Source organism: Streptomyces sp. NBC_01317 (assembly GCF_035961655.1).
GTDB lineage: Bacteria > Actinomycetota > Actinomycetes > Streptomycetales > Streptomycetaceae > Streptomyces.
Window position 1 is genome coordinate 1,252,421 of sequence record NZ_CP108393.1, and the last position, 22,159, is coordinate 1,274,579.

Sequence of the window (22,159 nt, forward strand, 5' to 3'; positions counted from 1 at the left end):
CCCGTCAGCGGTGGCGGGTCGCCGTCACGGTCAGCCGCCAATGGACCTCGCCGGACGGCCCGACCCGGGCCGCGTCCGCCTCACCGGCCTCCGCCAGGTCGAAGACCCGGCCGAGCATCGGCTCGACACCGATGGAGCGGTACGGCGTGTCCTCGGGGAAGCCGCCCAGGTTGCGCCAGAGGGCTACAGAGACGGGTTGGTCCCCGGCCTCCAAGGCGAAGTGCAGCGCGTCGTCGCCGTCCCGTACGGACACCTCGCGCGTGTCGACCACCGCGCCGAGCGCCGTGCCGTCGTCCGGGCCGAGGCGGTCGAGCCGTACTCCTGCCGTCTCCGGCCAACTGCCCGGGATCCACCCGGCGCCCCCGTCGGGGTAGAGCCGGACCGCCGCGCCGCCGGTCATCACGGCGCGCGCCTGCCCGGAGACCTCCAGCAGCGCGTGCGCGGCCCAGAGGAAGCGGTAGCCGGGCGCGGCGGCCAGCCGGTAGTCGACAACGGTCCTGCCCGTCCCGGCGGAGACGCGCCGGGTGAAGCGGAAGTCGGGGCAGTCGACGGACTCGGACTCGTCGTACCTGTCGCGCCGCCAGGGCCGCGACCAGGCGTCCCCGTGGTCGGGGGTCCCGCGGACCGTGGGGACACACTCCTCCAGGCCCCCGGCGTCGGCGAAGGCGTCCCCCGGCCCGACACCGGCCCTGCGGGGCTCGTCGCGATGCCAGAGCCACTCCCGGCCACCGGCGGCGAGCGACGTCCAACGGCCGCCGTGGGCAAGGTCGGTGACGATACCGGGCGCGAGCAGATCGCCAGGTTCGGGTACGGGCACAGGCACGGCGCTCACCATTCCGCGAACGAGCCGTCCGCGTGCCGCCACACCGGGTTGCGCCAGGCGTGTCCCGTCCGGTCGGCGGCCCGTACCGCCGCCTCGTCCACCGTGATGCCGAGCCCGGGCAGCTCCGTGCGCCGCGCCTGGCCGCCGACAAAACGGAAAGGCTCCGGGTCGACCACGTACGACAGCAGGTCGGCGTCCTTGTTGTAGTGGATGCCCCTGCTCTGCTCCTGGATGAGGAAGTTCGGTGTGCAGAAGGCTATTTGGAGGCTGGCGGCGAGCGCGATCGGCCCCAGCGGGCAGTGCGGGGCGAGCTGCGCCCCGTACGCGTCCGCGAGGGAGGCGATCCGGTGCACCTCCGAGATGCCGCCCGCGTGCGAGAGATCCGGCTGGGCCACGGCGATACCGGCGGCGAGCGCGGGCAGGAACTCCGCCCGCCCGTAGAGCCGTTCACCGGTGGCGATCGGCACGTCGCTCGCGGCCACCAGCGCGGGCAGCAGATGACCGTGCTCGGGCAGCAGCGGCTCCTCGGCGAACAGCGGGTGCAGCGGGCCTATTTCACGCAGGACACGCCGGGCGCTCGCCGGGCTGAACCGGCCGTGGAAGTCCACGGCCACATCGCGGTGCGGGCCGAGGACGGCGCGGGCGGCGGCCACCCGGTCCACCACCGCCGCGGTCTCGGCCGGGGTGGTGAGAGGGGAGGTGCGGCCGGACGCGTTCATCTTCACGGCGGTGAAGCCGGCCTCGACCTGCGCGGTTATCTCCTCGGTGAGCCGGGCGGGTTCGTCGCCGCCGACCCACGCGTACACCCGGACGGAGTCCCGTACCGGACCGCCGAGCAGGGCGTGCACGGGGGCGCCGTAGGTCTTGCCCGCGATGTCCCACAGCGCCTGGTCGATGCCGGCGACCGCGCTGGAGAGCACCGGGCCGCCCCGGTAGAAGCCGGCCTTGCTCAGCACCTGCCAGTGGTCCTCGATCCGCAACGGGTCCTGGCCGACCAGGTATTCGGCGAGGACGTCGACGGCGGCCCGTACGACCTCGGCGCGGCCCTCGACCACCGGCTCGCCCCAGCCGACCACACCCTCGTCGGTCTCGATGCGGCAGAACAGCCAGCGGGGCGGGACGAGGAACGTCTCGACGCGAACGATCTTCACTTCGCCTCGGCGCCTTTCGTGTCGGTGGTGGTGCCCCGCGCGTCGTCGCCCCGGGCCCCGGTGTCCCCCGCGCCGCTGTCCCCCGGCGTCCCATGGACCTTGTCCAGGTCGCGTACCGCCTGGTCGAGCAGGGCCCGCATGGCTGCCTCCGCCGCGTCCTGGTCCCCCGCCCGTACGGCGTCGAGAACGGCGCGGTGGCTGGGCACGGGGTCCTCGCCGTGCGGGGAGCTGTGCACGATCTGGTCGCGGTGGGCCAGCCCGGACTCGATGACCATCTCCATGCGTTCGAGCAGCTCGTTGTGGGTGGCGGCGAGCAGTGCGCGGTGGAAGGCGAGGTCGGCCTCGACCGCGTGGGCGGCCTCGCCCCCGCCGTCGCCCATCGCGGCCAGCGCCGCCTCCAGCTCCGCGAGGTCGGCGTCGGTACGGCGCCGGGCCGCCAGCCGTACGGCGGCCGGCTCGACGATCCCGCGCACCTCGCCGAGGTTGCGCAGCAGGCCGAGGTCGGCGTCCGAGCTGGTGCCGCCCGCGAACTGCCAGCGCAGCACGTCCGCGTCGAGCAGGTTCCAGTCGGCGCGTGCCCGGACGAACGTCCCCCGTTTCTGGCGCGCGTCGACCATCCCCTTGGCGGCGAGCACCTTCAGCGATTCGCGCAGCGCGGTCAGACTGACGTCCAACTCGCTCTGCAACGCCACGAGATCGAGTGTCGCCCCCTCGGGAATCTCCCCGCTGAGCACCCGGCGCGCAAGAGTCTCCACGGTCTGGCCGTGCACTCCGCGGCGCGCGTATGGCGTCATGTCGTTATGCCTTTCTGCTGGTCGGTCGGGTCCGGCGGTGGGGTGGTGCTGGCGGGCGCCGGCGGTCAGGCCGACGCCTTCACCACACTCCAGCCGCCGTCCACGAGCAGGCTCGATCCGGTGATGTACGAGGCTTCGTCGGCGGCCAGGAAGGCGATCGCGGCGGCGACCTCCTCCGGTCTGCCGAAGCGGCGGGCGGCGGTCTCGGCGACGCTGCGCTCCCGGTCCTCCGCCGGCACCCGGTCCCAGGCGGCGGTGAGGATCGGTCCCGGGAGGACCGCGTTGACCCGCACCTCGGGGCCGTACTCCACGGCGAGCTGTCCGCACAGCGAGAGCAGCGCGCCCTTGGAGGCGGCGTACGCGGGGTGGCCCGGGATGCCCTTGTGGGCGTGGACGGACGACGTCAGGACCACCGCGCCGCGCCGCTCGCGCAGGTCGGGCAGGACGGCCCGGAAGCCGAGGAACCCGCCGGTGAGGTTGACGGCGAGCTGTCGTTCCCAGGAGGCGAGGGTCATCGTGTGGGCGGGTGCGACATCGACGGTGTAGGCGTTGCTCACGAGCACGCCGACCGGGCCGAAGGTGTGCGCGGCGGCCACGATCCGGTCCCAGTCGCCCTGGTCGGAGACGTCGGCCGTCACGAACGCGGCGCGTCCGCCGGCCGTACGGACGCCGGCCGCGACGGCCTCGCCGCGCTCGGTGGCGACGTCGGCGAGGACGACGGCCGCGCCTTCGGCGGCGAGCCGTTCCGCGGTGGCGGCGCCGATGCCTGAGGCGGCTCCGGTGACCACGGCGACGCGGTCGGTGAAGCGGGCGGTTCCGTTCATGGGGCGGGTCGACTCCTTGGGGTGCGGGGGGGCGCTTCTGCGGTGGGACGGCTGTACGGCTGTACGGAGCTACGGGGGCCTGGGGGCGATGTGAAGACTTTAGTGACCGGCCGGGCCCGGAACCGGTCACTCGAACTCGGTCACTCCCGGGTGAGAACGACCAGCTCCGCGTCGTACCGCTCCGTCCACGCGAACGGCACGCCGGAATGGACCAGATGGGCGCCGCTGTACGTGATACCTGACGCCGTGTCGACGTAGCGGGCCGTCGGTTCGAGGCCGCGCAGCCGCAGCCGGGCCGGGCGCCCCGGGACCAGCGGCGCGCCGTCGAGGCGGCCGGTGTTCCACGCGGTGACCACAACCCGTCCGCCGCCCGGCTCCTCGTACTGGATTCCGCAGGTCGCGTCGGCCGGGGTGTTCAGCAGACGGACCTCTCCGTGATGGACGACGTCACGCACCTCTTTGTAACGGGCGATCCACCCCGCCGCCTCGGCGCGCCGCTCCGCCGACCACGTGCGGATGTCGGCGCCGATGCCGAGGACGCCCGCCATGGAGTTGACGAAGCGGAAGCCGAGCGAGCGCGGGCGCGGGTCGAAGACGCCGGGTGAGTCGGTGACCCAGGAGCTCATGGTGTGCGGCGCGTGGGCGTGGAGGTAGCCGTACTGGATGGAGAGCCGGTCGAGCGGCGCGGTGTTGTCGCTGGGCCACACGACGTCGGTACGGGCGAGCGTGGCGTGCTCGATCCGGGCGCCGCCGCCCGCGCAGCCTTCGACGGTGACGTGCGGGTGGCGGTCACGGAGGTGGTCGAGGACCCGGAGGTAGCCGGCGACGTGCGCGGCGTCGAGGTCCTGTTCCTCGACGGGGCCGCCGCCCGGCCTGCCGCGTTCGGTCGGCGGGCGGTTCATGTCCCACTTGAGGTAGCTGATGTCGTGGTCGCCGAGGAGCCGGTCGAAGGTGGCGAGGACGAAGTCCTGGACGTCCTCGCGGCCGAGGTCGAGGAGGAGTTGGTTGCGTACGAGGGTGGCGGGGCGGCCGTCGATCCGGTAGACCCACTCGGGGTGGGCCGCGTACAGCGCGGACCTGGGGCTGATGGCCTCCGGTTCGGCCCAGAGCCCGAAGTCCATCCCCAGGGCGCGGACTTCGCCGACGAAGTGGTCGAACCCGTCGGGGAACGAGGCCGGTTCCGGGGTCCAGTCGCCGAGGCCGCCGGTGTCGTCGTCCCGGCCGGGGAACCATCCGTCGTCGACGACGAACAGTTCGGCGCCCATCTCGGCCGCGACCCGGGCCAGTTCGAGCTGGGTGTCGGCGTCCACGTCGAAGCCGGTCGCCTCCCAGGAGTTGTAGAGGACCTGGCGGGGGCGGTCCATCCGGGCACCCGTCAGGTGCCGTTCGTAGCGGTGCCAGACCCGGGCGAGGCCGTCGAGCCCTTCGGGGCTGAACGCGCAGGCGAGCCGGGGGGTGGTGAGGGTGGCGCCGGGCGCGAGCCGTACGGCGCCCTCGTGGGGCACACGTCCGGCGCGGACGCGGACGGCGCCGCCCGGCTCGGCGTCGGTGGTGAGGTGCCAGTTGCCGGACCACTCCAGGGCCACCCCGTAGGTGGGGGTGGCTCCTTCCGCGGGCGACGCGAGGTCCTGGACGGCGAGCCACGGCGCGTACGCGTGCCCGGGCACCCCTTGGGTGGAGGCCAGCTCGAAGCGGCCCCGCGTGAGGTCGAGTTGGGTGCGCTGGAACTCCTGCGACCACTGGCCGGTGAGGTACGTGAGCCGGGCGCCGCCCGCGACGGGGATGTTCACGGCGGCGGAGTCGAAGCGCTCCAGGCGCAGTTCGGTGTCACCGGTGCAGGTCAGTTCGGCCCAGCGGAGGATCACATCGGTGCCGGGGACGGCCTCGTAGTGGAGGGCCGCCGTCAGGCCGAGGGTGTCGTCGGCGAAGACCAGCCGCAGCGTACGGTCGCCGTCCTGGGCGGCCTCGGTGAACCGCCACCACACCCCGCGTTCCTCGCCGGGCCGCTGGGCGACCAGGTCCGCGCCGGTGAACGGCCGCAGCCCGTACGGGATGTACTCGGCGGGGGACGCGTCGGCGGGGGTGATGAAGTGGGTACGGCGCGACCAGTCCAGCGCCGAGGGTCCTGTCTCCACGCCGTGCGGTCCCCACGCGGTCAGCTCGGCCCACCGGCCGTCACCGGCGAGGGCGACCGCGTAGGTGGTGTTCTCGGTGCGCAGCAGCCACCGGTCGTCCGGCAGCCCCGTACCCACCGGAGTTGTGTCGTGCGGGGTCACTTGACTGCTCCCAGATTGAGTCCGGCCACGAAGTGGCGCTGGAACCGCAGGAATACGACGACGGTCGGGGCGGCGGCGATGACCGAGCCGGCCGCGATGACGTTCCACATGGACACGAACTGGCCCTGGAGGCCGATGAGGGACGCGGTGATGGGCATCTTGGTGTCGGTCCGCAGCACGGTGATCGCCCACAGCAGGTCGTTGAAGATCCAGGTGAAGGAGAGCGCGCCGAGCGCGGCGAGGGCGGGGGTGGTCAGCGGCATGATGATGCGCCGGTAGATCTGCCAGGGCCCCGCGCCGTCGATGACGGCGGCCTGCTGGATCTCGGGCGGGATGGACCGCATGAAGCCGTGCAGCACGAAGACGTAGAAGCCGACACCGAAGCCGACCTGGACGCCGATGAGCGCGTACAGCGAGTCGTACAGGCCCAGCGCCTCGCTGATCTTGGAGACGGGGATGAGCAGGATCTGCGGTGGCAGGAGGTTGCCGCCGAGCATCAGCAGGAGCAGGGTGCGCCGGAACGGCAGGTCGTAGCGGGCCAGTCCGAAGGCGGCCAGGGAGGCCAGCGCGAGGGACAGCAGCACGGTCGGGATCGACACCAGCAGGCTGTTGAGGAGGGCGCGGCCCTGTCCGCCGTCCACCCAGGCCTGGCGGAAACCACTGAGGGTGAAGGAGTGCGGGAGGCTGCCCAGGCCGTTGGCGGCGATGTCGTCGAAGGAGCGGACGCTGGTGACCAGGACGAGCGCGATCGGCACCAGCCACAGGAGGGACAGCGCGCCGGCTCCCGCGTGGAAGCTGGCGGTGGCCCACGCGCGGCGCCTGGCCTGCCGGTTCATGGCGGTCATCAGTCGGCCTCCCGGAAGGCGCGGACGAGATAGGACACGATGACCCCGAAGGCCAGCACGAAGATCACGACCGCGAGGGCGGAGCCGTATCCCAGCCGCAGGGACTGGAAGGCGGTGGAGTACATGTACGTGGAGAGCAGTTCGGAGGAGTGGTACGGGCCGCCGCGGGTGAGCGCCCAGACGACGTCGAACGAGCGCAGGGAGTCGATGACGATGACCGACAGGACCACCGCGTTCACACTGCGCAGCTGGGGGATCGTGATGTGCCGGAACTGCTGCCACTTGGTGGCGCCGTCGACCTTCGCGGCTTCGTACAGCACCGGGTCGATGCCCTTGAGCCCGGCGAGGTAGAGCACCATCACGTAGCCGATCTGGCGCCACAGCGCGGGCACGATCACGGCGTACAGGGCGGTGTCCTGGTCGGCGAGCCAGGCGTGCTGGAGGCGGCCGAGCCCGAAGAACTCCAGTGTGTTGTTGATGAGGCCGTCGGGCTGGTACATCGCCTGCCACACCAGGGCGGTGGCGGTCAGCGAGAAGACCACGGGCAGGAAGAGCGCGGCCCGGTAGAAGCCGACGCCGCGGCGCTCCTGCTGGAGAAGCAGGGCGGCGCCGAGGCCGAGGAGCGCGGAGAGCCCCCCGAAGAGCAGCAGCCACAGGACGGTGTCGAGCAGCGCGGTGCGGAAGACGCTGTCGCCGAACATCTCGCGGTAGTTGCCCAGTCCGACGAACTTCGGCGCCGAGACGCCGTCCCAGTTCGTGAGGGAGAGGTAGAAACCCTGGACGGCGGGCCAGAACACCCAGAAGGCCTCGGCCAGGAGTGGGACGAGGACGAAGGCGAGGACCACGGGCGGGACCCGCGTCGCTCCCCGCCTTCGCCGCCGCGCCGCGGTCAGGACCGCCATGTCACTGGCCCCAGATCTTCTGGGCGTCCCGCTGCCAGGTGGTGAGGATGGAGTTGATCTCCTTGGGCTTGGCGAGGAAGCGGGTGAGCGCGGTGTCCGCCGACGGCTGGAGGGCGTCGCTGGAGTCGCGGTTGAAGAACTGGGTGACGTCCGCCGCGCCTTCGATCAGCGCGCGGCCCTTCTTCACCAGCGGGGTCCCGGTGTCCTTGGCCTTGGGGTTGGTGGGCAGCGCGGTGCCGGAGGAGCCCTTGAGGTAGATCTCCTGGGCCTCGACGGTGGCCATGTAGGTCATCAGTTCCTTGACCTCGTCCTTGCGGCCGGTGTGGGCGCTGGCGAAGTAGCCGTCCGTGGGGCCCTCTTCGGCGAGCGGGACCTTCGGGTCGATGACCGGGAAGCGGAAGAAGTCGATGTCGTCGAGCATGTCCTTGGGGGCGGAGTCGGCGAAGAAGGTGCCGATCAGCATCATTCCCGTACGGCCCTGGAGCAGGGAGGTGGTGGCGTCCTGGAAGGCCAGGGCGGTGCCGTTGGGGTCGAAGTACGGCAGGGCCTCGCTCCACCGGTCGAAGACCTTGTGGACCTCGGGGTCGTCGAAGCGGTGCTTCCCGGCGAGGAGGTCGCGGTGGTACTGGGCGCCGTTGATCCGGATGTTGAGGTAGTCGAACCAGGAGGACGCCACCCAGGCGGTGTTGCCGCCGGCGCCTATCCCGATGGGGGCGACTCCCTTCTTCTTGAGCTTGTCGCACAGGTCGAGGAACTCGTCCCAGGTCGTGGGCTCCTGGACGCCCCACTTGGCGAAGTTCGACTTCCGGTAGAAGCAGCCCCACCAGTAGTAGGTGGCGGGGACGAACACCTTCTTGCCGTCGGACGAGGTGCAGAGCTTCTTCAACGCCTCGCTGTAGCCGGAGAGTTCGGGCTTCGTCCAGATGTCGCTGACGTCGAGCAGGAGGCCCTTCTTCGCGTACGAGTCGGCGACCGAGCCCGGATACCAGGTGAGCAGGTCCGGCGGCTGGGCGGAGGTCAGGTACGTCGGCAGCTGGGTGCGGAACGTCTCGGAGGCGACGGTGTTGAGCGTGGCCTTGGCGCCGCCCCGCTTGTTGAAGCCGGCGACGAGGTCTTCCATCGCCTTCTTCGCCTGCGGCGAGGAGAGGTTCGACTGGAGGGTGACGGGCCCGCCGCCGGAGGAGGTCTTGGTGCTCGGGCCCGAGGTGACGCATCCGCTCATCAGCGCGGCGGCGCCGACGGCGCCGGTGCCCGCGAGGAACCGCCTGCGGCTGGGTACTGAGTTGATCATGGAGGAACTCCCTGGCTAAGCCCGCGGAACGGGGCCGGGCCCCCTGACGGCCGGGCCCTCGTTCGGCGGGTACAGATTGACGTGGCGCGGATGCCGGCGTCAAGATTAATTACTAATTTATTCCTGATGGGCCGGCAGATCCCCCAGGAGGCCCCTGAGGGACCGGCCGGCCCGCGCCCCGCAAGGTCAGAGCCGGCTCTGGTGAACGGCTCCGGCCACCCCGCGATAGGCGATCAGCACGGTGTTGTCGGCTGCCGCGACCCCGCCGAGCGACCCGTCGAAGACGCCGCTCACGAACGGCGGCCGGGGGAACCAGCCGCCCCAGGCGCCGTCCCCGCCCTCCCCGCCGGCGGAGTAATTCCGCTGCCAGAGTGTGTAGTCACTGGCGCGTGCGAAGAGGTAGACACTGCTGCCCGCGGCCACCAGCGTCGGGCTGCCGCTGACCGTACCGCCGAGTGAGGTCCACTCCGACCAGGCCCCGGAGGCCGCGCGCACGCGCTCCCAGACCGAGTCGTCGGCCGTCCGTACGGCGACGTGGGTACGGCCCGCCGAGTCGGTGACGGCCGAGGGCCGCCCGTACGTCGGCGCGTCACCCGGCGCGCCCACCGAGGTCCATCCGCCGGACGGGCCGCGCGAGGTGAGGAGGCCGTCGGCGCCGCGCGCGAAGAGCGTCCAGTCGTCCGGCCCCCGGAAGGCGACTCCCGGCGCGTCCGTGATCCGGCCGCCGAGACTCCGCCAGGCGCCCCACGTGCCGTGGGCGCCGCCGCTGAAGGTCCTGCGGTACGTGGCGTCGTCCGTGCCCCGTACGAACACGTCGATCCTGCCCCCCGCCGAGCCGTACGCGGCCGGCTGGCCGAGGATCCGGCCGTGGGTGGGACCGCCCAGGCGGACGGAGTGCCCGGTCCACGCCCCGTCACGGCCGGTCTGCTGGACCAGCGCGCCGTCGGTGGCGCGCGTGAAAGCTGTCAGTTTGTCGCCGTCCGCCACCAGCGCGGGGCCGGCCGAGGACTTCGTACCGAGAGAGGCGCCCGGAGCGGCGTCCGTGCCCGACAGCTTGAAGAAGGCCGTGCCGTGCGCGGGAACGGTGACGGTGTACGAACCGGTGTGTGTCCCCCGGTCCTGGCGCGCCCGCAGGTCGCGGACCGTGACGTTCCCGGTCAGCCCCGCGTCGGCGAAGGTCACCGTGCGCTGCGCCGGCTGGTCCGAGCGGTTGAGCAGCGCGACCGCGCGCTTGCCCGTGCCCTGGAGCACCTTGCTGTAGACATCACCGGTGGCGTCGGAGGCGACCCGTACCCCTTGGATGGCCAGCGGGTCCTGGTCCACGGCGAGGATCTCGGGGTTGCGCAGGGTGTCGATCATCGACTGGGGCAGGGTGCGCGGGTCGGAGCCGATGACCAGCGGGGCGCCCATGACCGACCAGAGGACCAGCTGCGAGGTCGACTCCTCCTCGTTCAGCTCGTACGAGCCGTCCGCGGTCTTCCGCATGGGCAGCAGGTAGTCCGGGTCGTTGTAGTGGCCCGGGCCCTGGGCCTCGGGGTGCGCCGCGTTGGCGTCCGCGCTGCGCAGGATGTTGGGCCAGTTCCCCGGGTACGGCGTCCCGAACGCGAGGTCCGTGCCCGTACGCCAGGAGTCGCCGGTCGTCGGACCGTACGTGTACGCGTTGTGGGCGTCCTGGGCCGGGGTGTGCGGCAGGCCCCAGTCGTCGGTGAGCGGGTTGCAGAGGTTCAGCAGCATGGGCCGCCCCGCCTTGGCGAGGGCGTCGCTGAACTCCTTGAAGGCGGGGCCCGGATCGAGCTTCGCGGAGATCCCGCAGAGGAAGTCGATCTTCACCGCGTCGAACTTCCACCGTGCGAACTGCTTGGCGTCCTGCTCGTAGTACCCACGGCTGCCGAGCCCACAGCTCTTGCCGCCGTCGTAGGTGCCCGCGTCGGTGTAGATCCCGGCCTTGAGCCCGCGCTGGTGGAGGTACGTCACCAGCGACGGCAGCCCGGACGGGAAGCGGGTGGCGTTGGCGGTCAGCCGTCCCTGGCTGTCGCGCGGATTGTCGGCCTGCCAGCCGCCGTCCAGCCAGACGATGTTGTAGCCGCTGTCCCTGAGGCCGCTGCTGACCAGGTGGTCGGCGACGGACTTGACCGCGCTCTCCGTCGGGGCGCCCAGGCCGTAGTACGTGTTCCAGCCCATGTAGGGCGTCGGGGCCAGACCGCTGTTGTAGTAGCGCGGCGCGCCCTGGTCGGTGGTGCCGGGCGCGGCCGGGTCGGCGGCCCGCGCCCCCGGCACGGACACCCCTACCAGCGTGGCGGCCCCCAGGGCCGCCGCGGCCCGCCGGGCACGCACCATCCCTGCACGATGCGAAGTCACTGTGTCTCCCGAGAGTTGGGGAATCGTCGGCGCCCCGCCCACCGGAGAGTTCCCCCGGGATCGCGGCGGCGGCGCCACGACGAAGACTGTGGCCGCGCGCCCGAACGCTGTCAACGTTTATTACTAATTAACTTAAACAAGTCGGCGAGCGGCGGGAGGCCGCCGATCACATAGGCTCGTCCGCGAGATGAACAGCAATCACACTTCCCTCGGCCCCAAGGCCGACAAGGAGACGGTGCGCCGGCACAACCTGAGCCTGGTGCTGCGCGCGGTGCGGGACGAGGGGGAAGCGACCAGGGCCGGAGTGGCGGCGCGGGTCGGCCTGACCCGGGCGGCCGTGTCCTCGCTGGTCGAACAGTTGCTGGACAGCGGCTTCCTCTCCGAGTCCGGCAAGACCTTCAGCGGACAGGCCGGACGCCCCGGCACGGTCCTCAAGGTGACCCGTTCGGGTCCCGCCGGCATCGGTGTCGAGATCAACATCGACTACGTGTCGGTGTGCGTCGTGGACCTGTCGGGCACCGACCGCGTCCGGCTCACCGAACACATCGACAACCGGGGCGCGCTGCCCGCCGAGGTGCTGGCGCGGGGCGCCCGGATCGCCGCCCGCACCCTGGAGTCGGCGGCCGAGCAGGATCTGCTGCCGGTCGGCGTGCAACTCGCCCTGCCGGGACTGGTGTCGGGCGGTACGGTCCGCCAGGCACCGAACCTGGGCTGGAACCGGGTCCCCGCCGAGGACCTGTTCGCCAAGGCCCTGGCCGAGCTGCAACCCGATCTGCCCGCGCTGCCGGTGAGTTCGGAGAACGAGGCCAACCTCGCGGCGCTGGCCGAGCTGTGGTTCGGCGGCCTGGGCCCGCTGCGTACGTTCCTCTACCTGACCGGTGAGATCGGGGTGGGCGGCGCGCTGGTGCTGGACGGCGAACTGCTGCGCGGGGCACACGGGTTCGCCGGCGAGATCGGCCATGTGGTGGTCGACGCGGAGGGTCCGCTGTGCCGGTGCGGATCCCGGGGCTGCCTGGAGCAGTACGCGGGGCAGTCCGCGCTGCTGCGGTCGGCCGGGATCGACGAGAACGCGGGCGTGCCGGGGGTCGCGGAGCTGGAGCGCCGGGCGCGCGGCGGTGACGCGCGGGCGGTGGCCGCCGTCGAGCAGGCCGGGGTGATGCTGGGCCGGGTGCTGTCGGGCGCGGTGAACCTCTTCGACCCGGACGCGGTGGTGCTGGGCGGGATCTACCGGGAGCTGATGCCCTGGCTGTCCCCGTCCGCCGACCGCGAGCTGACCGCCCGGGTCGTATCGGGCCTGTGGCCGAGGGACAGCGGACGGCTGCGGGGGTCCTCGTCGGCGGGGGACGCGGCGCGCGGCGCGGCGGCCCTGGTGGTACGGGCGGTGCTGGCCGACCCGGTGGCGTACGTACAGCGGACGAGGCACTGACGGGTGGCATACGTACAGGGCACAACGCACTGACGGGTGGCATACGTACAGGACACAACGCATGGACACGACGCACTGACAGGTGGCGGACGTACAGCGCGGGGCGGGCTGACAACAGCCCGCCCCGCGCGCGTTCCGTACGGCGTCCCTCCGTACGGGGTTCCCGGGTGGTCGGCTCGGCGTCCCGCTGTCAGCGGGCGCCGAGGAGGTGGTCCATGGCCAGCTGGTCGAGGTGCTCGAACGCCATGCCGCGCGCGGCGGCCGCCTCGACGTCGAACTCCTCGTACGCACCGGCGTCACCGAGCAGCCCGGCCAGGCCGTCGGCGGCCGTCGGGAGAGCCAGCTCGTCCAGGCGCGCGGCCCGCAGCGCCTCCTGGACCTGCGGGTCCGCGCGGAACGCGGCGGCGCGCTCCTTGAGGATCAGGTAGTTGCGCATGCAGCCGGCGGCGGAGGCCCACACCCCGTGGAAGTCCTCGGTGCGCGGCGGCTTGAAGTCGAAGTGCCGCGCGCCGTCCCAGCCCGCGGTCTCCAGCAGGTCGACGAGCCAGAAGGCGGCGCGCAGGTCGCCGGCGCCGAAGCGCAGGTCCTGGTCGTACTTGATGCCGTTCTGGCCGTTGAGGTCGATGTGGAACAGCTTGCCTGACCAGAGGGCCTGGGCGATGGCGTGCGGGAAGTTCAGCCCGGCCATCTGCTCGTGGCCGACCTCCGGGTTGACACCGAACAGCTCGGGCCGGTCCAGGCGCTCGATGAACGCGAGGGCGTGGCCGACGGTGGGCAGCAGGATGTCGCCGCGCGGCTCGTTCGGCTTGGGCTCGATGGCGAACTTGAGGTCGTAGCCCTTCTCGGTGACGTAGTCGCCGAGCAGGTCGAAGGCTTCCTTCATCCGGTCCAGCGCGAGCCGCACGTCCTTCGCCGCGCCCGACTCGGCGCCCTCTCGGCCGCCCCACGCCACGTAGACCTTGGCGCCCAGCTCGGCCGCGAGGTCGATGTTGCGGATCGTCTTGCGGAGCGCGTAACGGCGGATGTCGCGGTCGTTCGCGGTGAAGCCGCCGTCCTTGAAGACGGGGTGGGTGAAGAGGTTGGTGGTGGCCATCTCGACCACGAGCCCGGTGGTGTCCAGCGCCTGCCGGAACCGCTTGATGTGCGACTCGCGCTCCGCGTCGGACGAGCCGAAGGGGATGAGGTCGTCGTCGTGGAACGTCACGGCGTACGCGCCCAGTTCCGCGAGGCGCTGTACGGACTCGGCGGGGTCCAGGGCCCGGCGGGTCGCGTCACCGAACGGATCCCTGCCCTGCCAGCCCACCGTCCACAGACCGAAGCTGAACTTGTCCTCGGGGGTGGGCGTGTAGCGTTCCGTCATTCTCTGGCCGCCTTCGATACCTCAGGTCCGGCACGTGCCGACCTTTTTGTTTCCTGACATGACTAATAAAGCACGCCGCTGCCGGTGCGCAAAAGCCCCTGGCTCCGCTCATCCGTGTCGGCCTTCTTCCGTGGCTTCGAAGACGCACGAGCGCGCGGTGCCGAAGAGGATGATCCCACCGGCCGTTCCCGTGGGCCGCGCGATCGCGTAATTTGTTCCTCCGACGTTCAAAACCGCGCCGGACGGCCGCACCGACCGGTCCAGGGAAGAGGTACGCGCATGCCGCAGAGCCCGGTCGTCATCGGCGTGGACAGCTCCACCCAGTCCACGAAGGCGGCTTTCACGGACGCCACCACCGGACGGCTGCTCGCCGTGGGCCGCGCCCCGCACCGGGTGACCGGTGAGGGCGGCGCCCGCGAGAGCGACCCCGAGGTGTGGTGGAACGCGCTGCGGGACGCCGTCGCCGCGGGCCTCAAGGAGTCCGGCGTCGAGCCCTCCGCGGTCGTCGGCATCGCGGTCGCGGGCCAGCAGCACGGGCTGGTGGTCCTGGACAGCAGAGGCCGGCCGCTGCGCCCGGCGCTGCTGTGGAACGACACGCGGTCCGCGCCGCAGGCCGTCGCGCTGACCGAGGAGCTGGGCGGCCCCGCCGCGTGGACCGCGCGCACCGGGTCCGTGCCGGTGGCGTCGATGACCGCGACGAAGTGGCGGTGGCTGCGCGAGAACGACCCCGCCCTGGCGGACGCCACGGCCGCGATCAGGCTCCCCCACGACTTCCTCACCGAGCGCCTCGCGGGCACGGCGGCCACGGATCCGGGGGACGCGTCGGGCACGTGCTGGTACTCGACCGCCACCGGCGCGTACGACCCCGAGCTGCTCGCGCTCCTCGGCCTGGACGAGTCGCTGCTGCCGCCCGTCGCCGAGACCGGGGCCACCCGGATCGGCTCGCTCACCGCCGGGTCGGCGGCGGAACTGGGCCTGCCGGCCGGCATCGCCGTCGCGGCGGGCACCGGCGACAACATGAGCGCGGCCGTGGGCCTGGGCTTCGGCGGCGCCGGGCTCCTCGACCACCCGGTGCTCAGCCTCGGCACTTCGGGCACGGTCTTCGCCGCGACCCGCACCCGTCCGGCCTCCGCCGCGCTCGCCGGGTTCGCGGCGGCCGACGGTACGTACCTCCCGCTCGCCTGCACGCTCAACTGCACGCTCGCCGTGGACAAGGTGGCGGACCTGCTCCGGCTCGACCGCGAGGACGCGGCGCCGGGCGGCGAGGCCGTCCTCCTGCCGTACCTCGACGGGGAGCGGACCCCGGACCTGCCCGCCGCCTCGGGCCTGCTGACCGGCCTGCGCCACGACACCACACCGCAGCAGCTGCTGGGCGCCGCCTACGAGGGCGCGGCGGTCACGGTGCTGCGGGCGCTGGACGAGGTGCTGCGGGCGGGCGGCCTGGACCCGGCCGATCCCGAGGTGGCCGCGCGCCCGCTGCGGCTGATCGGGGGCGGCGCGCAGGGGCGGACCTGGGTGGAGACCGTACGGCGCCTGTCGGGCCGCGCCCTGATCGTCCCCGAGACCGGCGAACTGGTCGCCCTGGGGGCGGCGGCCCTGGCGGCGAGCGCCGCGACCGGCCAGGACCCGGTGGCGATCGCCTCGTCGTGGGGCACGGGCGCGGGGCCGGAGCTGGAGGCGGTGGAGCGGGACGTGGAGACGTGGGAGCGCGTGGGCTCGGTCCTGGACCGGGCGGCACCGGGGCTGCTGTCCTAGCCCAGGGTTGCTGTCCCAGGGGGTGTCTTGTCGATCACGCCGCCCCCGCTCCGTCGCTCCTCGATAGGATTCCGCCCGGGACCTGGCCGCGGTTCGGCCGGTCAACATGCCTTGTCCTGGGCGGAGTTGCGTACGGTCACACCGGCGCGGCAGCGCGCGGAACGGTGACCGGAACATCGAGTGATCGAGTGAGCGAGTGAGGAAAGGCCAGTCATGCGTGGAGGCAGCGTCGCCGTGGTCGGCGGCAGCATAGCGGGGTGTGCCGCGGCCTTGGCCGCGTCGCGCGGCGGGGCCGGGAGGATCACCGTCTTCGAGCGGGCCGACGACCGGCTCCGCGACAGGGGCGTGGGAATCGGGCTGCACGACGACCGGTACGAGGAACTGCGCAGCGCCGGTTATCTGTCCCCCGAGATTCCCTGGGCACCACTGACCAAGCGGGTGTGGAGCACACGCGACGGCGCGGCGGACCACGGCCGGGTGGTCGGGGAGCAGCCGTTCCCCTTCCGCGCGTACAACTGGGGTTCCCTGTGGAGCGAGTTGCGCCGCCGGGTCCCCGCCGAGGTGTCCTACCGGACCGGCGCGACGGTCACCGGAGTCGAGCCGGACGCGGACGGGGTGACGTTACGGCTCGCGGACGGGTACGAGGAGCACTTCGACGTGGTGATCGGGGCCGACGGGTACCGCTCGGTGATCCGCGAGGCCATGTTCCCCGGCGTCGGCGCGGCGTACGCCGGCTACATCGGCTGGCGCGGTACGTCTCCGGACGTGGCCGGTCTCCCCTCGGACGGGCGCAGCGCGCACAACATCGTCTTTCCCGGCGGCCACTGCATGGCCTACCGCATCCCGGACGGCGCGGGCGGCCACCGGCTCAACTGGATCCTCTACACGACGCCGCCGCCGGCCGACGGCCTCACCCCGGACCCGCGCACCGCGGACCGCGACGCCCCCGGCTCCGTACCGCCGGGCGGCCTGAGCCCGGAACTCACCGCGCACCTGCGCGCCCTGGTGACCGAGCACTTCCCGCCGTACTGGGCGGACAAGCTGCTCCGTACCCCCGCCGAGTCCACCTTCATCCAGCCCATCTACGACGTGGAGGTGCCGCACTACACCTCCGGGCGGATGGCGCTCGTCGGGGACGCCGCCAGCGTCACCCGGCCGCACATCGGCGCCGGCAGTGTGAAGGCGCTCCAGGACGCCAACGCGCTGGAGGCCGCCTGGGCGGCCGGGAGCAGTTGGAAAGAGGTCCTGGAGAGGTACGACGCCGAGCGCGGCCCGGTCGGGTCGGCCATGGTCGCCCTCGCCCGCGGGATGGGCGGCGCGCAGGTCGAGAACACACCGGACTGGTCCGCCATGGGACAGACTGAGTTCGACGCGTGGTGGCAGGACCAGAACAGGGGATCCGACCGGCGCAGTGGCTTCGGCGGCCACAGCATCAAGCCCCGGTAGGGCAGGGGCCGGGCAGGCCCGGAGCGCGCCGGGGGCGGGTGCCCCCGCCCCCGGCGGCTCAGCGCGCTGTCGGCGCGAGTTCGAGTGCCGCGTGCAGCGCGGTGGCGTCGGCGCGGGCATCCGCGCCGTCCAGCCGCAGCGTCGTCCGTCCCGAGGTGAGGACCGTGAGCGTACGGGCGCACTCGGCCGCCTGCGCCGGGCTGGGGGACACCAGCAGGACGGCGAGGCCCTCGTCCGCGAGTGTGGCGATCAACGAGTGCACCTGCCCGACGAGTTGGGGCGCGAGCCCCTCCGTCGGCTCGTCGAGCAGCAGCACGCCGGGCGAGCCGAGCAGGGCGCGGGCCAGGGCCAGCATCTGCTGCTCGCCGCCGGACAGGTCCGCCCCCCGGTTGCCCCGGCGCTCGCCGAGCCGGGGCAGGAGTTCCAGGACACGCGCGGGCGTCCACACACTGGGGCGGGTGGTGTCGCCGCGGCGCGGCGGCCGGTAGGAGAGCCGCAGGTGCTCGGCGACGGTGAGCCCGGCGAACACCCTGCGGCCCTGCGGTACGAGACCGATCCCGGCGCGGGCCATGCGGTGCGCGGGCTGCCCCGTCATGTCCCGGCCGCCGAGCCGTACGGTTCCGGCACTGGGCCGCATCAGTCCGGCGACGGTGTGCACGAGGGTCGTCTTGCCCGCTCCGTTGTGGCCGACGACGGCGTGGACCGTGCCGGCGGGCACCGACAGGTCGAGACCGTGCAGGACGGTGCCGCCGTGGTAGCCGGCCGTCAGGCCGGTGAGTTCGAGCATCGGAGGTCGGTCATCCTTTCGCGCCGGTGCTGTGGTACGCCTCGCGGACCTCGGGGTGGGCGAGCGCCTCCTGGACCGGACCGGTGACGAGCACCCGCCCGGCCGCCAGGACGGTGACGGTCGTGGCGAGTTGGGCGACGACCTCGACATGGTGCTCGACCAGGATGATCGCGACGCTCTCCGGCAGTCCCCCGAGGACGCCGAGCAGCCGCCCGATGTCACCGTCCGTCAGCCCGGCCGCCGGCTCGTCCAGGAGCAGCAGGCGCGGGTCACCCGCCAGCGCGGCCGCGAGGTCGAGCATGCGGCGCTGTCCGTGGGAGAGGACGGAGGCCGGCCGGTGGGCGAGGTCCGCGAGCCCCACGGCCTCCAGATGGCGGCCCGCCGACTCGGTGTGCCGCCGGTACCGGGACGGGCTGCGCCAGGCGCCCCGTCGCGCGGGGTGGTGGGGCCAGCCCGCCAGTACGACGTTGTCCAGGACCGTCAACTCGGCCATCACCGAGGGCTGTTGAAAGCTGCGGGCGACACCGAGACGGCTGCGCCTGGCAGTTGCGGTACGGGTGATGTCCGCCCCTTCCAGGACGATGGTGCCCCGGTCCGGCCGGTCCGTCCCCGCGATGAGGTTGAGCAGGGTGGTCTTGCCCGCGCCGTTGGGGCCGATGACGGCGTGCCGGGCGCCGGCGGGCAGCCGCAGGCTGACGTCGTCGACGGCGGTGAGGCTGCCGTACCTGCGGGTGAGACCGGTGAGGTCCAGCACCGGGGATGCCGGTGCGGCGGTCGGTGTGGGCGTCATGGGGCGGCCTTCCCGGCGAGGGGTGGGGCGGGCGTGGCGGTGGAAGGCGACCCCTCGTCGGGTCCCGGCCCGGCGGGCCTCCGCCAGGTGCCACCGGGTCCGCCGAACAGGCCGGCCAGACCGCGCGGCAGCAGGTACACGGCGGCGACGAACAGGACACCGAGCAGCAGCGGCCCGTGCCCGGGCCACGAACCGGCCACCAGGTCACGGGTGAGGACGATGAGCCCGGCGCCCGCCAGAGCGCCGATCACCGACGTACCACCGCCGATGACGGCCGCCAGCAGGGCGAACGCGGCGATCTCGAAGCCCGCGTCGGCGGGCGAGAGGTACTGCTGCACGGTGACCATCAGCGAGCCGCCGACACCGGCCAGTGCCCCGGCGCAGATGTACGCCACCAGCAGGTAGCGCCCCACCGGGTGCCCGGAGGCGCGCACCCGTGCCTCGGCGCCCCGGGTGCCGGTCAGCAGCTTCCCGGCCGGGGAGCGCAGCACGAGCAGGGTGACGGCGACCGCGACGGCGGCGACGACCAGCGCGTAGCGGTAGACGTCGCTCTCGCCGGTCATCCCCTCGCCGCCCCAGAGCGCCTGGGTGGCCGGGAAGCCGACCAGCCCGTCGGCGCCGCCGGTGACGGACTTGAACTGGTTGATGACCGCGCCGGTCAGTTCGCCGATGGCCAGCGTGATCATCAGCACGGTGGTGCCACGGGCCCGGATCACGGCGGGCCCCGTCAGCGCGGAGAAGACCGCCGCCGCGAGCGCCGAGAGGACGATCTGCACCGGCCCCACGGTCCATCCGGCGAGCGCGAGGTTGGCGGTGGTGTACGCGCCCACCGCGAAGGGCGCGGTCTGCCCAAGGGTGGGCAGACCGGCGTAGCCGGTGAGGACGGTGACACTGACGGCGAGCAGACCCAGCGCCAGCGCGGAACCGGCCAGCGAGATGCTGTACGGGTCCAGGATCCCCGGCAGCGCGAACAGCACCCCGAGCAGGACGAGCGGCGGGACGGCCCGCCGCCACGCGGGCCCGCGCGTGAGCCGTCCGATCGCCGTGAACGTACCGCCGCCGCTGTCGGGCGGGGCCACCGGAGCGGCCGCCACAGGGGCCGCGACCGCCCCCGTCGGCGACCCCCCGCGCGGGCGCAGCCGCGCGGCGAGGTGACGGCGGAGCCGGGCCACCGGGTCCGCCGACGGGCCCTGCGGGCCGTGCGCGGTCGCAGGCTCCGTGAAGCGGGAGCGGGAGCGGAGCACCAGGACCGCCGCCATCGCGGCGAAGAGCAGGTACGGCGCCAGGTCCGGCGCCACCGAGACACCCAGCGTCTGCACCTCCCCCACCGCGATCGCGGCGAAGAACGTCGCCCACAGCGAGCGCAGCCCCCCGAGCACGACCACCACCAGGGACAGCATCAGCACGTTCTCGGACGTGCCGGGCCCCGGGCCGATGATCGGCGCCCCGAGCACACCCGCCGCCCCGGCCAGCGCACCCGCCGCCGCGAGGACGCCGGTGTGCACCGCCCGGGGGTTGTGGCCGGTGGCCGCGAGCATCTGCGGATCGTCGGCGGCGGCCCGTACCGCCGCGCCCACCCGGGTCCGGGTCAGCACCCACGTACCGAGAGCGGCGAGGAGGACTGCCATCGCGATGAAGCAGAGCCGGTACGCGGGGTACCGGTGGCCCAGCAGGGTCACCGAGGAGTCGAGCGCCTCGGGGACCCGTACCGGGAGTTCGTCCGCCCCGAAGAGCTGGATGAGCAGATCACCGCCGATCAGGGCGAGCCCGAACGTCAGCAGTGCCTGTGCGAGATGCCCACGCCGGGCGAGCGGGGCCGTCGCGGCCGACAGCCCGGCCCCGGCGGCGGACGCCGCCGCGGTGCCGGCCGCGAGACCGAGGGCGAGACCGCTCCAGGTCCCGTCGCTCAACTCGGCCCCCGTGTAGGCGCCGATCGCGTACAGCGTGCCGTGGGACAGGTTCAGCACGCCCGCGGTGCCGAAGGCGAGGCTCAGGCCGGCGGCGACCACGAACAGCAGCAGCCCGTAGGCCACGCCGTCCACCGCCGGTATGAGGTGGGCATCGAGCAGTTCCATGTCAGCCGCCGAGCGTGGCCAGGTCCTGGACCATGACGTTCGCCAGCTGGTTGCCGTCCGGCCGTACCTGGCGCAGGTACCAGGTCTGCACCGGCGCGTGCGCCTTGTCGCTGAACTCCCAGGCCCCGCGCGGGCTGTCGATCTGGCCCAGGTCCGCGATGGCCTTGTTGATGGTCCCCGGCGTCACGTCACCGGCCTTCGCGGCGTCGGCGATCGCCTTGTCCAGCACGGCGGCCGCGTCGTAGGACGCCATCGCGTACGTGGTGGGCTGCGTGTCGTGCTCGGCCGTCCAGTCGGCGGCGAACTTCCGGTTGGCCGCGTTGTCGAGGTCGGGCGCGTAGTTCAGGACGGAGTAGATGTCCTTCGCCGCGTCGCCCTGGGCCTGGAGCACACTGCCCTCGGTGACGAAGGCCGTGTACAGCGGGAGGTCGGCGATGTCGGACTGCGCGTACTGCTTGGCGAAGTCGATCGCGGCCTTGCCGGCGTAGAAGCAGTAGACCGCCTTGGCGTCCGTCTTGGCGATCTCCGCGAAGTACGGCATGAAGTTGGTGGTCTTCGGGAACGGCGTCCAGGCCGTCTTGCCGTCGGGGTTGGCGAGTACGCCCTTGACGCGCTTGAACTCCTCGGTGAAGCCGCGGAGTTCGTCGTAACCGCCCTGGTAGTCGGGGCCGATCGCGTAGACCGGGCCGTCGACCTTCTCCTTGACGTACGGCGCGATGGCCTTGCCCGGCTCGTCGGAGAGGAAGCTCGTCGTCCACACGTACTCGAGGTCCTTGACGGGCGGCCGGCCGTTCGACCCGAGGAACGGGATCTTGGCCTGGTCGATCAGCGGCAGCACCGCGTTGACCGAGCCACCGCTGACGAGGCCCGTGAGCGCGTCGACCTTGTCCTTCTTGACCAGCTTGGTGGCCGCGGGAACAGCGGTCGGCGGGCCGTCGCCCTCGTCCGCCACGATGAGCTCGACCTTCCGTCCCCCCAGCTTGCCGTCGTGGGTGTTCAGGTACAGCTCGAAGCCGGCCCGCAGGTCGGTGCCGACCGCCTTGTACGTACCGGACAGCGAGGCCACCAGGCCGACCTTCACGGTGGTGTCACCGGCGCCGCTGTCGCTGCTGCACCCGGTGACGGCCGCCAGGCCGAGGGCGAGGGCGGCGGCACCCGCCGGCCGGAGTCTGCGGCGGCGCGAGGGGGACAGGTCGAAGAACATAAGGACTCTCACTCATTAGAACGGGCAGGACGGTCAGGAGGATCTGGAGGGT

17 protein-coding genes are annotated in these 22,159 nt (G+C 72.7%); 3 read left to right on the forward strand and 14 right to left on the reverse strand.

The window, feature by feature from the left end:
• Positions 1–4: 4 nt before the first annotated feature.
• The 9 genes from OG349_RS05350 to OG349_RS05390 form a co-directional block, all read right to left on the reverse strand.
• The gene (locus OG349_RS05350) at positions 5–823 is read right to left on the reverse strand and encodes a hypothetical protein (protein WP_327233481.1); all 819 of its coding nucleotides are present in this window, start codon (positions 821–823) and stop codon (positions 5–7) included.
• Positions 824–828: 5 nt separating this feature from the next.
• Positions 829–1,974 carry a galactonate dehydratase gene (gene dgoD / locus OG349_RS05355; protein ID WP_327233482.1) on the reverse strand — a complete coding sequence of 382 codons (1,146 nt, stop codon included), beginning with the start codon at positions 1,972–1,974 and terminating at the stop codon, positions 829–831.
• Positions 1,971–2,768 (reverse strand): FadR/GntR family transcriptional regulator, encoded by a 798-nt coding sequence (locus OG349_RS05360; RefSeq protein ID WP_327233483.1) that lies wholly within the window; start codon positions 2,766–2,768, stop codon positions 1,971–1,973. The genes dgoD and OG349_RS05360 overlap by 4 nt, the downstream gene beginning before the upstream one ends.
• Positions 2,769–2,833: 65 nt before the next feature.
• The gene (locus OG349_RS05365) at positions 2,834–3,592 is read right to left on the reverse strand and encodes an SDR family NAD(P)-dependent oxidoreductase (protein WP_327233484.1); all 759 of its coding nucleotides are present in this window, start codon (positions 3,590–3,592) and stop codon (positions 2,834–2,836) included.
• 140 nt (positions 3,593–3,732) lie between these two features.
• On the reverse strand, positions 3,733–5,868 hold the full coding sequence (locus OG349_RS05370; protein WP_327233485.1) for an alpha-galactosidase: 2,136 nt from the start codon (positions 5,866–5,868) through the stop codon (positions 3,733–3,735).
• Positions 5,865–6,713, reverse strand: coding sequence for a carbohydrate ABC transporter permease (locus OG349_RS05375; protein WP_327233486.1), 849 nt, complete (start codon positions 6,711–6,713; stop codon positions 5,865–5,867). The genes OG349_RS05370 and OG349_RS05375 overlap by 4 nt, the downstream gene beginning before the upstream one ends.
• A complete protein-coding gene (locus tag OG349_RS05380) occupies positions 6,713–7,615 on the reverse strand; it encodes a carbohydrate ABC transporter permease (RefSeq protein WP_327233487.1) in 903 nt (300 codons plus the stop codon). Before OG349_RS05380 ends, OG349_RS05375 begins: the two co-directional genes overlap by 1 nt.
• 1 nt (position 7,616) lies before the next feature.
• A complete protein-coding gene (locus OG349_RS05385; RefSeq protein ID WP_327233488.1) occupies positions 7,617–8,906 on the reverse strand; it encodes an ABC transporter substrate-binding protein in 1,290 nt (429 codons plus the stop codon).
• Positions 8,907–9,092: 186 nt separating this feature from the next.
• The gene (locus tag OG349_RS05390) at positions 9,093–11,243 is read right to left on the reverse strand and encodes a glycoside hydrolase family 27 protein (RefSeq protein WP_327233489.1); all 2,151 of its coding nucleotides are present in this window, start codon (positions 11,241–11,243) and stop codon (positions 9,093–9,095) included.
• A gap of 208 nt (positions 11,244–11,451) precedes the next feature.
• Here OG349_RS05390 and OG349_RS05395 point away from each other — a divergent pair, with 208 nt between their 5' ends.
• Complete coding sequence (locus OG349_RS05395; RefSeq protein ID WP_327233490.1) at positions 11,452–12,690, forward strand: ROK family protein; 1,239 nt, start codon at positions 11,452–11,454, stop codon at positions 12,688–12,690.
• 190 nt (positions 12,691–12,880) lie between these two features.
• Here the strand turns inward: OG349_RS05395 and xylA are convergent, their stop codons facing one another.
• Positions 12,881–14,050: a xylose isomerase gene (gene xylA / locus OG349_RS05400; protein ID WP_161308227.1), complete on the reverse strand. Its 1,170-nt coding sequence runs from the start codon at positions 14,048–14,050 to the stop codon at positions 12,881–12,883.
• Between the two features lie 279 nt (positions 14,051–14,329).
• On the opposite strand from xylA, the gene xylB reads away from it, so the two are divergent.
• Complete coding sequence (xylB, locus tag OG349_RS05405; protein WP_327233491.1) at positions 14,330–15,805, forward strand: xylulokinase; 1,476 nt, start codon at positions 14,330–14,332, stop codon at positions 15,803–15,805.
• A 213-nt stretch (positions 15,806–16,018) separates the two neighbouring features.
• Positions 16,019–17,251, forward strand: a complete 1,233-nt coding sequence (locus OG349_RS05410; protein WP_327233492.1) for an FAD-dependent monooxygenase — start codon at positions 16,019–16,021, stop codon at positions 17,249–17,251.
• A gap of 58 nt (positions 17,252–17,309) precedes the next feature.
• On the opposite strand, the gene OG349_RS05415 is transcribed toward OG349_RS05410, so the two are convergent.
• From OG349_RS05415 to OG349_RS05430, 4 genes are read right to left on the reverse strand one after another with little or no spacing between them, the layout of a single operon-like run.
• Positions 17,310–18,038, reverse strand: coding sequence for an ABC transporter ATP-binding protein (locus OG349_RS05415; protein WP_327233493.1), 729 nt, complete (start codon positions 18,036–18,038; stop codon positions 17,310–17,312).
• 10 nt (positions 18,039–18,048) lie between these two features.
• The gene (locus OG349_RS05420; RefSeq protein ID WP_327233494.1) at positions 18,049–18,828 is read right to left on the reverse strand and encodes an ABC transporter ATP-binding protein; all 780 of its coding nucleotides are present in this window, start codon (positions 18,826–18,828) and stop codon (positions 18,049–18,051) included.
• Positions 18,825–20,903 carry an ABC transporter permease gene (locus tag OG349_RS05425; RefSeq protein WP_327233495.1) on the reverse strand — a complete coding sequence of 693 codons (2,079 nt, stop codon included), beginning with the start codon at positions 20,901–20,903 and terminating at the stop codon, positions 18,825–18,827. Before OG349_RS05425 ends, OG349_RS05420 begins: the two co-directional genes overlap by 4 nt.
• A 1-nt stretch (position 20,904) precedes the next feature.
• Entirely contained in the window at positions 20,905–22,107 is a 1,203-nt protein-coding gene (locus OG349_RS05430) for an ABC transporter substrate-binding protein (RefSeq protein WP_327233496.1), read from the reverse strand.
• Positions 22,108–22,159 lie beyond the last annotated feature (52 nt).

What these genes read in the sequence shown, in the direction of transcription:
- OG349_RS05360 (WP_327233483.1), bottom strand. Translation starts at nt 2,768, where the DNA reads ATGACGCCATACGCGCGCCGCGGAGTGCACGGCCAGACCGTGGAGACT.
- OG349_RS05365 (WP_327233484.1), bottom strand. Translation starts at nt 3,592, where the DNA reads ATGAACGGAACCGCCCGCTTCACCGACCGCGTCGCCGTGGTCACCGGA.
- OG349_RS05375 (WP_327233486.1), bottom strand. Translation starts at nt 6,713, where the DNA reads ATGACCGCCATGAACCGGCAGGCCAGGCGCCGCGCGTGGGCCACCGCC.
- OG349_RS05380 (WP_327233487.1), bottom strand. Translation starts at nt 7,615, where the DNA reads ATGGCGGTCCTGACCGCGGCGCGGCGGCGAAGGCGGGGAGCGACGCGG.
- OG349_RS05385 (WP_327233488.1), bottom strand. Translation starts at nt 8,906, where the DNA reads ATGATCAACTCAGTACCCAGCCGCAGGCGGTTCCTCGCGGGCACCGGC.
- OG349_RS05390 (WP_327233489.1), bottom strand. Translation starts at nt 11,243, where the DNA reads ATGGTGCGTGCCCGGCGGGCCGCGGCGGCCCTGGGGGCCGCCACGCTG.
- OG349_RS05395 (WP_327233490.1), top strand. Translation starts at nt 11,452, where the DNA reads ATGAACAGCAATCACACTTCCCTCGGCCCCAAGGCCGACAAGGAGACG.
- xylA (WP_161308227.1), bottom strand. Translation starts at nt 14,050, where the DNA reads ATGACGGAACGCTACACGCCCACCCCCGAGGACAAGTTCAGCTTCGGT.
- xylB (WP_327233491.1), top strand. Translation starts at nt 14,330, where the DNA reads ATGCCGCAGAGCCCGGTCGTCATCGGCGTGGACAGCTCCACCCAGTCC.
- OG349_RS05410 (WP_327233492.1), top strand. Translation starts at nt 16,019, where the DNA reads ATGCGTGGAGGCAGCGTCGCCGTGGTCGGCGGCAGCATAGCGGGGTGT.
- OG349_RS05415 (WP_327233493.1), bottom strand. Translation starts at nt 18,038, where the DNA reads ATGCTCGAACTCACCGGCCTGACGGCCGGCTACCACGGCGGCACCGTC.
- OG349_RS05420 (WP_327233494.1), bottom strand. Translation starts at nt 18,828, where the DNA reads ATGACGCCCACACCGACCGCCGCACCGGCATCCCCGGTGCTGGACCTC.
- OG349_RS05425 (WP_327233495.1), bottom strand. Translation starts at nt 20,903, where the DNA reads ATGGAACTGCTCGATGCCCACCTCATACCGGCGGTGGACGGCGTGGCC.
- OG349_RS05430 (WP_327233496.1), bottom strand. Translation starts at nt 22,107, where the DNA reads ATGTTCTTCGACCTGTCCCCCTCGCGCCGCCGCAGACTCCGGCCGGCG.